At 62.8% G+C, this 13,440-nt stretch carries 13 protein-coding genes and 3 pseudogenes; 9 read left to right on the plus strand and 7 right to left on the minus strand.

Features of this window, described 5'->3' with window-relative positions:
- Positions 1-122 precede the first annotated feature (122 nt).
- On the plus strand, positions 123-314 hold the full coding sequence (locus tag AC0IX7_RS00250) for a hypothetical protein (RefSeq protein ID WP_471809991.1): 192 nt from the start codon (positions 123-125) through the stop codon (positions 312-314).
- 141 nt (positions 315-455) lie between these two features.
- Here the strand turns inward: AC0IX7_RS00250 and AC0IX7_RS00255 are convergent.
- The 3 genes and pseudogenes from AC0IX7_RS00255 to AC0IX7_RS00265 form a co-directional block, all read right to left on the minus strand.
- Positions 456-2,032 (minus strand): annotated as a pseudogene (locus tag AC0IX7_RS00255) (alpha-L-fucosidase).
- 56 nt (positions 2,033-2,088) lie between these two features.
- The gene (locus AC0IX7_RS00260; RefSeq protein ID WP_471809992.1) at positions 2,089-2,772 is read right to left on the minus strand and encodes an SGNH/GDSL hydrolase family protein; all 684 of its coding nucleotides are present in this window, start codon (positions 2,770-2,772) and stop codon (positions 2,089-2,091) included.
- 112 nt (positions 2,773-2,884) lie between these two features.
- Positions 2,885-5,165: pseudogene (locus AC0IX7_RS00265) on the minus strand (glycoside hydrolase family 31 protein).
- A gap of 337 nt (positions 5,166-5,502) precedes the next feature.
- On the opposite strand from AC0IX7_RS00265, the gene AC0IX7_RS00270 reads away from it, so the two are divergent.
- Positions 5,503-7,146 carry a DUF5597 domain-containing protein gene (locus tag AC0IX7_RS00270; protein WP_471809993.1) on the plus strand — a complete coding sequence of 548 codons (1,644 nt, stop codon included), beginning with the start codon at positions 5,503-5,505 and terminating at the stop codon, positions 7,144-7,146.
- 755 nt (positions 7,147-7,901) lie between these two features.
- On the opposite strand, the gene AC0IX7_RS00275 is transcribed toward AC0IX7_RS00270, so the two are convergent.
- Positions 7,902-8,219 (minus strand): hypothetical protein, encoded by a 318-nt coding sequence (locus AC0IX7_RS00275; RefSeq protein WP_471809994.1) that lies wholly within the window; start codon positions 8,217-8,219, stop codon positions 7,902-7,904.
- Between the two features lie 237 nt (positions 8,220-8,456).
- Between AC0IX7_RS00275 and AC0IX7_RS00280 the strand changes: the two genes are divergently transcribed.
- Positions 8,457-8,756 (plus strand): hypothetical protein, encoded by a 300-nt coding sequence (locus AC0IX7_RS00280; RefSeq protein WP_471809995.1) that lies wholly within the window; start codon positions 8,457-8,459, stop codon positions 8,754-8,756.
- On the opposite strand, the gene AC0IX7_RS00285 is transcribed toward AC0IX7_RS00280, so the two are convergent.
- A complete protein-coding gene (locus tag AC0IX7_RS00285) occupies positions 8,707-9,327 on the minus strand; it encodes a hypothetical protein (protein ID WP_471813971.1) in 621 nt (206 codons plus the stop codon). The genes AC0IX7_RS00280 and AC0IX7_RS00285 overlap by 50 nt on opposite strands.
- On the opposite strand from AC0IX7_RS00285, the pseudogene AC0IX7_RS00290 reads away from it, so the two are divergent.
- The 4 genes and pseudogenes from AC0IX7_RS00290 to AC0IX7_RS00305 form a co-directional block, all read left to right on the plus strand.
- Positions 9,280-9,462 (plus strand): annotated as a pseudogene (locus AC0IX7_RS00290) (SDR family NAD(P)-dependent oxidoreductase); the annotation flags it as partial. The gene AC0IX7_RS00285 and the pseudogene AC0IX7_RS00290 overlap by 48 nt on opposite strands.
- A 110-nt stretch (positions 9,463-9,572) precedes the next feature.
- A complete protein-coding gene (locus tag AC0IX7_RS00295; RefSeq protein ID WP_471813972.1) occupies positions 9,573-9,995 on the plus strand; it encodes a hypothetical protein in 423 nt (140 codons plus the stop codon).
- Positions 9,992-10,411, plus strand: a complete 420-nt coding sequence (locus AC0IX7_RS00300) for a hypothetical protein (protein ID WP_471809996.1) — start codon at positions 9,992-9,994, stop codon at positions 10,409-10,411. The genes AC0IX7_RS00295 and AC0IX7_RS00300 overlap by 4 nt, the downstream gene beginning before the upstream one ends.
- A complete protein-coding gene (locus tag AC0IX7_RS00305) occupies positions 10,405-10,617 on the plus strand; it encodes a hypothetical protein (RefSeq protein ID WP_471809997.1) in 213 nt (70 codons plus the stop codon). The genes AC0IX7_RS00300 and AC0IX7_RS00305 overlap by 7 nt, the downstream gene beginning before the upstream one ends.
- Before the next feature lie 99 nt (positions 10,618-10,716).
- On the opposite strand, the gene AC0IX7_RS00310 is transcribed toward AC0IX7_RS00305, so the two are convergent.
- A complete protein-coding gene (locus tag AC0IX7_RS00310; protein WP_253070044.1) occupies positions 10,717-11,082 on the minus strand; it encodes a DUF4440 domain-containing protein in 366 nt (121 codons plus the stop codon).
- Positions 11,083-11,316: 234 nt separating this feature from the next.
- Between AC0IX7_RS00310 and AC0IX7_RS00315 the strand changes: the two genes are divergently transcribed.
- Complete coding sequence (locus tag AC0IX7_RS00315) at positions 11,317-11,856, plus strand: DUF937 domain-containing protein (protein WP_471809998.1); 540 nt, start codon at positions 11,317-11,319, stop codon at positions 11,854-11,856.
- Positions 11,857-12,250: 394 nt separating this feature from the next.
- Here AC0IX7_RS00315 and AC0IX7_RS00320 read toward each other — a convergent pair whose 3' ends face one another.
- On the minus strand, positions 12,251-12,661 hold the full coding sequence (locus AC0IX7_RS00320) for a DUF3597 family protein (protein ID WP_452656965.1): 411 nt from the start codon (positions 12,659-12,661) through the stop codon (positions 12,251-12,253).
- A gap of 153 nt (positions 12,662-12,814) precedes the next feature.
- Here AC0IX7_RS00320 and AC0IX7_RS00325 point away from each other — a divergent pair, with 153 nt between their 5' ends.
- Positions 12,815-13,405, plus strand: coding sequence for a DUF4142 domain-containing protein (locus tag AC0IX7_RS00325; protein WP_471809999.1), 591 nt, complete (start codon positions 12,815-12,817; stop codon positions 13,403-13,405).
- The last annotated feature ends 35 nt before the right edge of the window (positions 13,406-13,440 follow it).

Raw genomic sequence — 13,440 nt, forward strand, 5'->3', positions numbered from 1 at the left:
GCTACCTCGGCAATGGCGGCACTTTCGACTTCTACTGCACTGGCGGAGCAACCGTTCGTGGGAGCGTCCCCGCATCTACGCTCACATTTGCGCCTCTGTGCAAGATCAACGTCACTGGCTCAGTGAGTATTCATCATTTCCTGGCTCGTCAGGATTGGACCCGACATCTGGGCTTCAAGATTGAGGTCGCTAATCTGACCGGCGCCCGCCAGCAGGTGCGCGACTCGACTGGCGTCATTCCCTACCGTTATCAGCCGGGCTTGCTCGATCCGGTGGGACGAAGTGTTGTGCTTTCGCTTCGCAAATTGTTTTAACTGTGTCAGGGTATCACCGCTGCTCCCTTGAGGATTGGCACCCGGTGGTACTGACAAACTTTGCATGGCAGATGGTTGGAACAATCGACTTGTAGGATATAGTCGCGATCGCAGTCGATAAGCGCTGGGCGAAAAGAAAAGCTAAACTAGGCCGCGGCCTTCGATTCTGAGAACCGGTACGAAACCCTCGCTGGGGTTCGCGGGCATCGTCAGGTGCAGACCGCGTTCATCGCGACGCTGCGCCACGCTGTCGCCGCTGAGCAGAGTGACGCGCTCGACCGCGCCGTCTGCGAAGCGGTTGCGTCCCAGTGCCTTGATCGTGACGTCGCCCTGCGGCCGGCCAAGGAACAGCGCATAGAGCGCGCCCTTGTTGGTGGTGAAGCGCACGTCGCGCGACGTGAACACGCCCGAGGACTGCTCGTTCTGCATCCCGGCCCGGAGCTTGGTCGGGCCTTCGCCGTAGATCCGCCATGGCCGCGAGCCGAAGATCGCCTCGTCGTTGACCGCGATCCAGCGGCTCATGCCGTCGAGGATCTTCTCCTCCTCGCCGTCGATCGATCCGTCGCCGGGCTGCGGGATCGAGAGCAACAGGTTGCCGTTCTTTGACACGACATCGGCAAGCCGCTGGATCACCTGCTCGGCAGTCTTGTAGCTTTTGTCGTTGAGCCGCGCGACGTTGTAGAACCAGGCGCAATGCAGGTGTCAGTCTGCCACGGCTCGTCCCAGAGATGGTCGGTGTAGCCGCGCTCGACGTCCTGCACGAGGCCGAACCGCGCATAGGGCTTCAACTGCTTGGCAGTCAGCACGACGTCGATCTTGCCGTGCCACGCGATCGAGCGGTTATAGTAATCCGCCGCTGCCTGGAGCCCGATCGGGCCGAACGGCAGCTCGTAATCGTCGAAATAGCAGAAGTCGGGCTTGTACTTGTCGATCAGGTCGGTCTGGCGCAGCAGCCATTTCGCGGCATAGCCCGAATCGTTCGGCGGCGGGGTCTCGACCCATTGGCCGTCGTTCGCGTCGTGCCACGCGTTCATCGCTGCGATCGTATTGATGCCGCTCGACAGGACCGCGTGCGCGCCGGTGTAGAGTTGTTGCGGATCGAGCCCCTCCCACCACTTGCCGCGCCCATCGGCGGTCCGCAGCGTGAACGCGTCGTAGCGTTGACCCTTCAGCGGACCGGTCGGATCATAGCCATACGCAGTCTGATACCAGTGCCAGCTATGCGCGGCGTGGTTCGAGACGCCGAACTTCAACCCGGCTTTCCGCGCGGCCTTTTCCCAGGTGCCGACGACATCGCGCTTCGGCCCGACGCGGAGCGAGTTCCAGGCGTGATAACGGCTGTCGTAGCAGTCGAGATTGTCGTGATGATTGGCGAGCGAGACAAAATATTTCGCCCCTGCCTTGGCGTAGCGGGCGATCAGCGCGTCGGGATCCCAGCGCTCCGCGGTCCAGCCGTTCATCACCTCCATCATCCCCGACTTGGTCGGATGGCCATAGGTCTTCAGGTGATGTTCGTAGGCGGGGTGGCCCTGCATATACATGAACCGGCCGTACCAGTCGCCTTGCTCAGGGACCGACTGTGGCCCCCAATGCGACCAGAGGCCGAGCTTCGCGTCGCGGAACCATTCGGGGTAGCGATAGTGATCGACCAGCGATTGCCAGGTCGGTTGCACCGGACCGCGCGCCAGCCCCATCGGACTCTGCGCGAGCGCGTGCATCGCGGGGCCGATGGCGGCGATCCCGGCGAGAACCGAGCGGCGGGTGAGGCCGATGCTCACTTGGTTGCGAGGGTCCGGCGGATCGCGGCGAGGGCGAGCGGGCGCATCACCGCATAGCCGGCGGGGGTCGGGTGAACGCCGTCGCTCGCCAGCCCCGGCTTCATCGCACCCTCGGGGGTGGCGAGCGCGGTGTAGTAGTCGACATAGGTGAAGCCGTTCTTCGCGGCATAGGCCTTCAACCAGGTGTTGAGCGCGCGGATCTGCGGGACCGGCTGCTTGCCCTTGCTCCATGGAAAGGCGGCGGCGGGCGGGGTCGAGGCGATGATGACCTTAATGCCGTTCGCACGCGCGAGGTCGGCCATGCTGGCGATGTTGCCCTGGACGATCGCCATCGTGGAGGCACCGGTGTTGCCGGCGATATCGTTGGTGCCCGCCATGATGTGGACCGCGCGCGGCTTCAGCGCGATCACGTCCTCGCGGAAACGCACCAGCATCTGCGGGGTGGTCTGGCCGCCGATGCCGCGATCGACCAGACCGCCGGTGAACAGCGTGCCGTCCGCGCCGATCCAGTTGTCGGTGATCGAGTCGCCCATGAAGACCACGCGGACCGGCGTGCGGGATGCCTTCAGCTGTTCGTTCTGTGCGCGGTAGCGGCAGACTTGGCCGAAGTCGCGCGTGAGCATGTGCAGCTTCCACGCCTCCCACCCGGCGCCGTCGGTCGGCGACGGATGTGCGGGCATGGGGCCGCGACGATCCAGACCGGATCGCCGGCATAGGGATCGTCCGGAACTTTGGTCTGTGCCGCGACGGTTGACGAGGCCATCGCCAGCGCCGCGATGGCGATCCCGCGCATCACTTGGCCGAGACGATCTGGACCAGCGACGCGGCATCCTGCCCGGTCGGCAGCTTGCCCGATGCGGTGAGCCTGCGGGTCTTGTCGTCCCAGCGCAGCACTGCCTTGCGGCCGCCCTTGGTCCGATAGTCGTTGGTCACGCCGTCGTCGTCGTACAGCGCGAAGCTTGCGTCCGCGCCGGGATAGACGCGGATGCTTTGCAGCGCCTGTGGGGTCGCGGTGCTCGGCACCTGGACGCCCATGGGGATGATCGACCCGGCGCGCACGAATAGAGGGATCTTGTCGATCGGCGCATTCGCGGTGACGGTCTGGCCACCGGTGAAGCGCTGGTTGGTCCAGTAGTCATACCATTCGGCACCGGCCGGCAGATAGACCTGGCGGCTGGTCTTGCCCTGTTCGGTGACGGGCGCGACCAGGAAGGCGGGGCCGAACATATATTCGTCGCCCATGTCGGCGACGTTCGGATCGTTCGGGAAATCCATGAACAGCGCGCGCATCATTGGCGCATTGTTCTCATACGTGTGGCGCCCGAGCGAATAGATGTACGGCATCAGCGAGTAGCGCAGCTTCAGGAAGTTCGCGAGGACCGGCTCGGCAGCGGCGCCGTACTGCCAGAGCGCGGTGGCCGGGCGCTGGCCGTGGATTCGCAATGTCGGCGTGAACACGCTGTACCCGAACCAGCGCGTGAACAGCTCGGGGTAGTCCGCATAATCGGGCGCCATCGCGGTCGCGCCGGCCGGATCGAGCAGCACCGGGCGTGTCGCCTTGGGCCCGTTGGGCCACTGCCACCCGCCGATGTCGCTGCCCCAATAGGCCATGCCGCTCGCGGTGAAGCCGAGCCCGGCCGGGATCTGTCGGTGCAGCGCCTCCCAGGTCGACTTGATGTCCGACGACCAGAACAGGCCGCCATTGCGTTGGGCGCCGAGATAGGCGGCGCGCGACAGGATCAGGTTGCGCATCGTGGGGCGATCCTTCGCCGACCCGTCCGCCACGCTCATCGTGTGGAGCAGCGGGAAGACGTTGTGATAGCGGTCGCCCGAGCCGATCGAATAGAAGCTGCCGTCGGGCACCAGATCGGGCTCGGTCTCGTCGAGCCAGAACCAGTCGAAGCCCTGGCTGGCGATGTTGTCGCGGATCCGGTCCCAGAACCAGTGACGCGCGTCGGGGTTGGTGCTGTCGAGCAACGCGCCCGCACGGTCGGAGCGGATCGGCAGGCCGTCGACGACATTGCCGTCCTTGTCCTTCAGCAGCCAGCCCTTGCTCGACAGCAGGTCGAAGTAGCGCGATTCCTTCTCGAACCGCGGCCAGACGCTGATGATCGAGTGCATGCCCATCGACTTCAGCTTGTCGTTCATGCCCTTGGGATCGGGGAAGTAATTCCGGTCGATGTCGAGCTGGCCCATGCGCGACCAGTAGAACCAGTCGAGCACCATGATGTCGAGCGGCAGGCCGCGGCTGCGATACCCGTTGGCGACGTCGAGCAGTTCCTTCTCGGTCTCGTAGCGCGCCTTGCTCTGGATGAGGCCGAACGCGGCCTTGGGCGGCAGCGGGGTGGTGCCGGTCAGCGTGGCGTAGCCGGCATAGATCTCGTCGGTGGTGGCGCCGGTGATGACGAAGAACGAAACGCGCTCGCCGACCTCAGACTGCCAGTGCGTCGCGCTGTGCAGGCCGGGGAGACGATCGTCGAGGACGGGTTGTCCCAGACGATGCCGTACCCCTTGTTGGTGACCATGAACGGCACGCAGACCGTCTCGCCCGCCGGCGCATCGTAATTGTGGCGACAGTCGATCGTGCGGCCGCGCAGGTCGAGCTTGCCCTCCTGGTTCTGGCCGAGACCGTAATAATGCTCGTCGGCGGGCGAGGCGAAGCTCGCGCCGACGCGGAACGTCTTCTCGCCGTTGACGGCGTGCGGCGCCATTTCCCAGCCGGTCATCTGCGTCAGCATCGTGCCGTCCGGCTTGCGGATCGTCACCGACACGGGCGGCAGCGACGGCGCGAAATAGCGCTCCATCTGCGACGGCGCCTTGGGCCAGGGCTTGGCGTCGACCGAGAGCGACAGCGCGGACGAGGCGAAAACGTCGGCGCCTGCATCGTTACGGTGCGTCCAGCCGGCGGCATCAGGCTTTGCGTTGGGGCCATCGCCGGGGGCGCGTTGACCTGTCCACGGTCGGTCGCGATCGTCACGCGGACGATGTTCGGCGCATAGGCTTCGACCGAAACCAAGCTGCCGTTGCGGTCGACCGTGGCGATTGGTGCTGCAATCGCGGTTGTACCGAGCATCGCCAGCGAAACCGCTACGCTTAACCGTGCGGCCAGCTGCGACGACCAGCCGAGCCGCGACAAGATACGGAACTGGCCACGCGACTGCGTGACGACACGGACTGGGGGAATGTGCATAGAGATCCTTTCACGGGCCTATATCCCGCGGCAGCACTAACATTACTGGAACAATATTTTTATCTCATAACTGCAGATATGGGATAGGGATCAATTGCATATCGCAAGTGGCTAGAATGCACTCACTAAACTGCGCGCGCCGGCATTACCTAGCGCATGTCTGTCGGTACCGATCGGGGGAGTCAGATCAAGCTCCGCTGCTAAACAGAAAGATTTACTGATGGTTCGTACGAGGAAGATCGTCGCTGGCTTAGCGCTTTCTGTATCGCTGCCCGTGTGGTTGATTGCCGGCAATGCATCGGCGCAGATGACGACAGAGGTTCCGCGGATGGTCGCCAAGGGTGGCCGGCATGCGTTGATGGTCGATGGCGCGCCGTTCCTGATGCTGGCGGGGCAGGTCAACAACAGCAGCAACTACGCTGCCGCGCTGCCGCAGGTCTGGCCGATGCTCGACCGGATACATGCGAACACCGTCGAGATCCCGATCGCGTGGCAACAGGTCGAGCCGGTCGAGGGCAAGTTCGATCTGAGCTTCCTCCAGACCCTTCTCGATCAAGCGCGCGCGCACGAAAAGCGAGTCGTACTGCTCTGGTTCGGGACGTGGAAGAACACCTCGCCCAGCTATACGCCGGATTGGTTCAAGGCGGACAACAAGCGCTTTCCGCGGATGAAGGCGAAGGACGGCACCGACCATTACGTCCACTCGCCGATGTTCCGCGCGACGCTGGAAGCGGACAAGCGCGCATTCGTCGAGATGATGAGATACCTCAAGGCGCATGATCCGCAGAATACGGTGATCATGGTACAGCCGGAAAACGAGGTCGGCAGCTATCGTTCGCCGCGTGATTACGGTCCGCAGGCCAACGCGGAGTTTGCCAAGCCCGCACCCGCCGAACTGGCGAAGGCGTTGAAGAAGCCGGGTGGGAGCTGGACGCAGATGTTCGGTGCGCAGGCGGATCGTGCGTTCAACACTTGGCATACCGCACGGTTCGTCGACGAGATCGCGGCGGCGGGGAAGGCAGTCAAGCCGTTGCCGATGTACGTCAACGCGTCGCTCGCTGGGCCGTCTAACGTTCCCGATCCGACCGGGGTCGCAAGCGGAGGGCCGCAGCAGGACGTCCTCGATATCTGGAAGGCCGCCGCGCCCGCGATCGATTTTCAGGCGCCCGATATCTATGACCGCGATGCGGGCCACGTCGCGTTGTACCTCGATGCGTATGCGCGGCCCGACAATGCCCTGATGGTGCCGGAGATCGGTAATGCGAAGGAGTTCGCGCGGTTCTTCTGGGCGGCGCTGGGGCGTGGTGCGATCGGCTACGCACCGTTCGGTATGGACGACACCGGGTACTTTAACTACCCGCTAGGCGCGAAGGCGCTCGACGACGAAACGCTCGATGCGATCGGGCTGAAATACGGCACCGTCGCGACGATGGCGCGCGACTGGGCGAAGATCGCGTTCGAGCATCCGACCTGGGGTGCGGTCAAGCCTGACGATGGCGCAGGCCAGACCACGACGATGGGCAACTGGACGATTGGCACCAGCTATGGCGAGTGGCAGTTCGGCCAAAAGGACTGGACCTGGATCAAGTCGGAGCCGCCTGCCTGGGGGAAGGAGCCGATCGGCGGTGTTGCGGTCGCCCATCTGTCGGCGAACGAGTTTCTTGTGGTCGGCGATCATGTCCGCTTGAACTTCGGCACGGTAAAGGATGGCCCGAAGAACGGCTCGGTATTCCGCGTCGAAGAAGGCCGCCTGGTCAACGGCCGTTGGGAGATGCACCGCGTATGGAACGGCGACCAGACCGATTACGGTATCAACCTCATCACGCCGGTCATCCTCAAGGTTACTATGGGCACTTACAAGTAACTACGGCAAACTCGATACATATCAGGTAGCAATGTTGCTGCACGCGTGTTGCCGAAAATCAGAGGCTGATAACGGCCTTACTTGGTGAGTATTATGGCACAGACAGCGGTCTCGGCAGCTGCCGAGGAAACCACGTCAAGAGGGCGTCTGACAGCGCCGTAGCGACAACGGAGGGATCGCCCGTTCGTGTGCCACTAGCGCGCACCGTGGTCGCCTGCCCCGTCCACACGACGTGATTGTCGCGGCGCAGCGATACAGTCACCTTGAGACGGGTTACGATCAGACCGCGCAATTGGTCCTTCCCCGAAGGCAAAGTCAGCGACAGGCCTCCGAGGCCCGCTGCCATGTCCGGTCGGTCTGATCGGTCGTTGCCGGACCGGACGACGCCGCGCTGTGTCTGCGATACCTCAACCTTGGCGACGTAAAGGCTGTGGTCCGTGTCGGGCAGGGGCAGGAAAGCTGTTCGAAGGAGGGTTCGCTGCACGGCGTCCGTGAACGTTTTCGTGATAGCGGGAGACGTGGTCGGACGATCAGCAGCCACGATCGATATCGTGCCCGGCTTCACCACGGATGCAGCAACCGGCGATTGTACGAACGTTGCGGCCGCAGCGAAAAGAAGAACGTACATCTGACAGGAGCCGATCAATTACAGGAGTGAGGAGCGCCAACGGCATCGGGCCGGCAATCCGCGTTAAAATTGGTGATGAACCGTGATCGAATGCCGATCGTGATCGCGCGCTCCGTTCGAGAGCCCTCTATTCGAGCTTCTCGGCGTGTCGATCAGCCCATTCCTTGCCCTCATCGCCTCCCCAGAGAAGCCAGGCGATATAGCCGGCAGAAGGATCAGTGTCCGATCCCCACTCATGTGTTTTGCCGTCTTTATCGACCTCGTGACGCGCGAAGTAGCTATGCATCGACTTCACATCTTCGGTGGTCACATCGGCCTGCGCTGCCAGTTGCTCGGCACGACGAATTCCGACGTCCGTACCGCCTCGTCCGAAATCGTCGCGCAACTTTAGCCCCTTCTTTGCATTGGCGGCAATTTTTTCAGTTGGTTTGAACGTATCAGGCATCATGCTCTCCCTGTGATAATGTTCAAACGCCTAGATTTTCGAACATATCCATACGGGAGGGCCGGCGGAATTTGCCTCTGATCCTCCCAGGTGATGCTGGATGACTTGGCTATCAGGTGGGGTGGGCCGAGACGGTATTCTTGGGGCTAGCTACCTCGACCGAAGAAGCATTTGAATCGTCGAATTCATGGGAAACTAGCCCCGCTTGAAAGGTTTAGATCGAACAAGGAGATCGACATGGCGACCGAACAGCCGAACATTGCACCTAACGACGTGAAGCCGGAGCCGAACGACGCGGATAGCGCTGCGACCGTTTTAGACGATGCGCAGATGACCGAAGCGCCGGGCGGCGGGGGTCTAGGCGGTGCCGACGCTGCGGATGTCTTGAGCGGATCGGGAAAGCTTAGCGGTGGTGCAACGCCGAACAGCCCTATCGACGTGCCAGTTCCGCACGGCGGTAGTGGAAACCCAACCCGCGAGGCGCAGGTCAGATCATTGAACGATGGCCCCAAGGAACCGCATACCAATCCGAACTGATCATCCCTGCAGCGATCCCGAGGAAGATCGTGCTGTCTCGGGTGGACACCCCGGCGCCTCCGGGACGTTGAGTGTCTATGCATGATGATAGGACAGTTCGTCTAACGCGCCCGCGTTGTTTTCCCGTAGGTGTAAAGGCAGCCGCCTTGAGCATTGTCCGATGAGCACTGATCGTAACCTGGCCGGGCGCCGCGTGGTAATCACCGGTGCATCGAGCGGTATCGGCGCGGCAACGGCGATGGCTTTCGCAAAAGCGGGAGCGCGGCTTGTCCTGGGGTCTCGCGGCAAGGACGGGCTGGACGACGTCGCGCAGCGCTGCGTCGAAGCTGGCGGCAGCGCAATCGTCCGACCGGTAGATTGCACCGACGCAGGCGCAGTGGCCGCATTCGCCGCTGAGGCGCGCGATCTGCTCGGTGGCATTGACCTGTGGTTCAGCTGTGAAGGCGTCGGTGTGCTTGGCCGGTAGGAAGACGTGCCGATCGCGGATCACGCCCGTGTCGTCGATGTGAACCTCGTCGCCCACATGAACGACGTCCATGCCGTACTGCCGATCTTCCTCGCGCAGGATCACGGCACTTGGGTAAACATGATCTCAGCCGGCGGTTTTGTCGCTACGCCTTATGCCGCGGCCTATTCGGCGAGCAAGTTCGGGTTGCGCGGATTCAGTTCCGCATTGCGCGGTGAGGTGTCGAAGCGCCCGCATATCCACATGTGCGACGTCTGCCCGACCTTCGTCGATACGCCCGGCGTGGACCATGCTGGCAACTATACAGGTGCCCGGCTTTCGCTTCCCCCGGTTCGCTCGCACCAGAGACGGTGGCGAAGGCCGTTGTGCGGCTTGCCACGCACCCTCGTAACCTTACCGCCGTCGGCGCGCCGGCAATCGCATTCAAACTCGGCGAGTTCGCGGCGCCGAATCTGCTGGCGGCGATCATGAGTGGCTTCTCGACTCCTGGTCGGCCCGTGCGGCCGACAGCAACGATAACGATGGGGTGTTGTTCGAACCTGGCGTCCCCGCCGGTCCAGATGGTGGCCGGCGCGATCCACACCGGGGCGCAAGGTGGCAGCCGCGGCAGGCGGTATGGCGGTTCTTGGCCTTGCGGGGGTCGGTGTCTGGCTCGGCCGTCGTCGGTGATTGAGGACGATCGCTATCTCGCGGTGCGCTCGGGCATACGGGTACGAACGGACGCTGTGGTTGCAAATACCGGCTGGTTTACTTGGCAGGGGTTCACCGCGTGACCGAAGCGATCGAGTTGGGACTGCCGGCGCAGGCCTTCGACCGACAGGATGATGGCGACGACCTTGGCTTCTACGCGCCCCCGCGTTTGGTCACGCACATTGACGAGGCAGCAGTAGGTGCACTGACCAGCCTGTACCGCGATGCGATCCCCGCTGGCGGGCGGGTGCTCGACCTCATGTCGAGTTGGGTGAGCCACCTACCGGACGACGTCGCCTATGGCGAGGTCGTCGGCCACGGCATGAACGCAGAGGAACTCGCCGCCAATCCGCGCCTCGATCGCTGGTTCGTCCAGAACCTGAACGATGTGCCTGACTTGTCCGAAGGGGACGCGCGCTACGATGCCGTACTGATCTGTGTCGGGGTCCAATATCTGCAACACCCCTCGCGGTACTGCGCGAGGTTCGTCGTGTGCTGAAGCCGGGAGGCCGCGTCATCATAAGCTTCTCGAACCGGTGCTTCCCGACCAAGGCCGTGGCGGTCTGGCGCGCTTTCGATACGCATGGCCACACCTCGCTCGTCCGCCTCTATCTCGAGACGGCGGGCTTTCGCGGAGTCACGGCATCCTTGCTCGCCGACGGTCGCCTGGGCGATCCATTGGTCGCGATAACCGGTCGCAGTTGAGGCTGTTGGGATTACACCAGCAATGGGGGCGCTGCCTTCCCGGTTTAGTACTGTCGCGCCTGTTACAGGTATGTATCGGGCGCAACGGCAAGCCCGCGGTCAGGCCTCGACGCTGGCGGTTAAGGGTGGCGTCTGCTGATGTTGGACGACCAGCCAATCGTCGTGTCCCCGCATCCGCAAAGTCGAGGTGCAATGTGCCTCGTACTTCTGGTCGCCGCTTGCGCAGCGCGCGGTGTACGCAACGACGATCAGGCCCTCTTGAGGTCGTGACACTCGTCGATCCGATAGCTCGACCGTATCCCAATCGGGCGTGACCTTGACCGCATCCTTCGCTTCCTGCCCCTGGAAGACATAAGGCGGACGGGGCAAGACCATGACGATCTCCTCGTCGATCCGGTTCTGGTAATGCTCATCGCTGGCATCCCATAGGCTCCCTTCGAATTCCCACACGCGCTGGTCGTCCATGCCGTATCTCCTTCATGGCTCAAGCGCGAGAGGATGGGGAGGGTTCCGGTGTCTCGGCACCATCGCGTCAATATCGACCGACGGATAAGACGTTTTGGCGCCCGTACGCCCGAACTCCCCGACTAGTTGCGCAGACAGCGCATGCCTACCGATCCATGGTCCAAGCGCGATCGAAGGGGACCGGACCTATAGGTCGCAGCATCTGTTAGTACCCGTCACAACAAGGAAGCTGCCATGAATCTCAATGACCTCCTCCCAGATGGTGGCATCGATGCACTCGCCGCCCAACTAGGCATACCGCGTGAGCAAGCTCAGCGCGGCGCAGAGGCGCTGCTGCCGTCGGTTCTAGGCGGCATGGGGAATAACACGACGCAGTTAGACGCCCATGTGAACACGCTTGGCGGCGCAGACCTTGCTTCGAACGTGTCGGGCAACGAGCCGACGCAGATCGATCGCGGTAATCAGATCCTCGGCGGTATCTTCGGGTCGAAGGACGGCAGTCGCGAGGTCGCCGACAACGCGGCGCAGAGCAGCGGCCTGGCGCCCGAGCTTCTGAAGCAGATGCTGCCGATCCTGGTCATGTTGGTGGCCGGCCATCTGACAGGGCGCTCGGGCGGGCAGCAAGGTGGCCTTGGCGGGATCCTTGGATCTGTACTCGGCAGCCTGGGTGGCGCTGGAGTCGCAGGCGCTGCGCCCGGGGGCGGTCTTGGCGGCGGACTGGGGGTATTCTTGGTTCGGTCTTCGGCGAGCGGCGATAGAGCCGTCCGGACATAAGACCGTCCTGCTCGATCAAACCGGTCGACTTGAGGTCCACGAACATCCCGTCGCCACGTGGCTACGGCACGGCGATACCATCGACGGCATGACTGGGGAACGCATGTGATGCCAAGACGAGGAAACAAGCGAGCCGGTCCTGCGGCAATTGTCATTTTCGTTATGATCGTGGCACTCGTCGTCACGATTTGCGGGCTCGTTGTGCGTGGCTTTCAGAAAGAGCCGAATGGACCGCCGCGTGGTAGTCAGACACTCCCGGCACAGGCAGCGCAGGGAACTGTCGCTGGGACGCCTCCGAACGCTAGTCCAGCTCGCTAGATTGAAAGACGGTTAAGCCAGCCGTCTAAGGCCGGAGGGGGCCGCATAGGGTGCGGTCCCCTCCGGATAGGGCGCGTTAGTTGCGCAGGCTGTCGGGAACGATACCGCCGTTATCGGCAAGCTTCTGCATCACTGCCTTATGAAGGGCGATGTTCTGCTCGGCTGAGCCATCGGCTGCTGCATGGACATTCAGCTCGGCAGCAAGTTCCTTGCGAGCGGTCAGACTGGAATCCAGGTCCAGCAGCTTCAAAAGATCGACGATCGAGCTCTGGTAGTTGCCCCCGCCATCTTTCATCGATGCCATCTCGCTGAGGACCGCACCGACGTCGACGGACTGCTGCGGCGTTGCGGGGGCCGGCTGGGCGGTAGTGGTCGGCGCAGCTTGCGGTGCAGCCTGCGGCGCAGCGGCGGGAGCTTGAGCCGGTGCAGCGGCTGGTGCGGCTTTGTGGTGAAAAACCTTGTTCATGATCGTGCTGAAGATGCTCATAGCCGTGTCCCGATAAGGCCGGCAGCTGTGCCGGCAGACCGCTAGAACGAACGCACCTCAGGAACGGTCCAGAGCTCGTTACTCGTGCGGAACGGTCCTCAGGAGGCACGCGTTGAGCAGGCAGCGGTAATATGCGAGCAGATGGAGAGTATGATGAACTTCAAGACCCTGGCACTAGTATCGGCAGCGACCCTGTCATTGGCCGCATGCGGCAAAAAGGCCGACGATACGACCGCCGTCGATAACAGCACCTACGCCAACACGACCGCCACGGACGTGAATGCAGCCGGTTCCAATGATGCCATGGCAGCACCGGCCTCAGGTGGGCAGGCTTTCGTCAACATAGCGGCTGCGAGCGATGCGTTCGAGATCGAGACCTCGAAGCTTGCTGTGACCAACGGCGCATCTGCTGCGGTGAAAAAGTTCGCTGGCCAGATGATCACCGCCCATGAGGGTTCGACTGCTAAGTTAAAAGCACTGACGGCAACGCTGTCACCAGTTTTGACGCCCAACCCGGCGCTGAGTGCCGAGCAGCAGCAGACGCTTGCTGATCTAAAGACCAAGCAGGGCGCTGATTTCGACACCGCGTACGCAGCGGCTCAGGTCGCCGGGCATCAGCAAACGCTCGATACGCTCAAGGGTTATGCCGCAACTGGCGAAGTGCCCCAGCTTAAGACGTTCGCGTCGGGCTTGGCACCGACGGTTGCAGCGCATCTCAACATGGCGAAATCGCTGAAGTCCTGACGTCGTGTCTCAGACGATGTAGTTCTAAACCAGGC

The organism is Sphingomonas sp. AC411 (assembly GCF_979253035.1).

Bases quoted from the DNA above. Each gene is read 5' to 3' on its own strand.
- AC0IX7_RS00260 (WP_471809992.1), bottom strand. From the start codon at position 2,772: ATGCCCGCACATCCGTCGCCGACCGACGGCGCCGGGTGGGAGGCGTGG.
- AC0IX7_RS00270 (WP_471809993.1), top strand. From the start codon at position 5,503: ATGGTTCGTACGAGGAAGATCGTCGCTGGCTTAGCGCTTTCTGTATCG.
- AC0IX7_RS00275 (WP_471809994.1), bottom strand. From the start codon at position 8,219: ATGCCTGATACGTTCAAACCAACTGAAAAAATTGCCGCCAATGCAAAG.
- AC0IX7_RS00280 (WP_471809995.1), top strand. From the start codon at position 8,457: ATGGCGACCGAACAGCCGAACATTGCACCTAACGACGTGAAGCCGGAG.
- AC0IX7_RS00310 (WP_253070044.1), bottom strand. From the start codon at position 11,082: ATGGACGACCAGCGCGTGTGGGAATTCGAAGGGAGCCTATGGGATGCC.
- AC0IX7_RS00315 (WP_471809998.1), top strand. From the start codon at position 11,317: ATGAATCTCAATGACCTCCTCCCAGATGGTGGCATCGATGCACTCGCC.
- AC0IX7_RS00320 (WP_452656965.1), bottom strand. From the start codon at position 12,661: ATGAGCATCTTCAGCACGATCATGAACAAGGTTTTTCACCACAAAGCC.
- AC0IX7_RS00325 (WP_471809999.1), top strand. From the start codon at position 12,815: ATGAACTTCAAGACCCTGGCACTAGTATCGGCAGCGACCCTGTCATTG.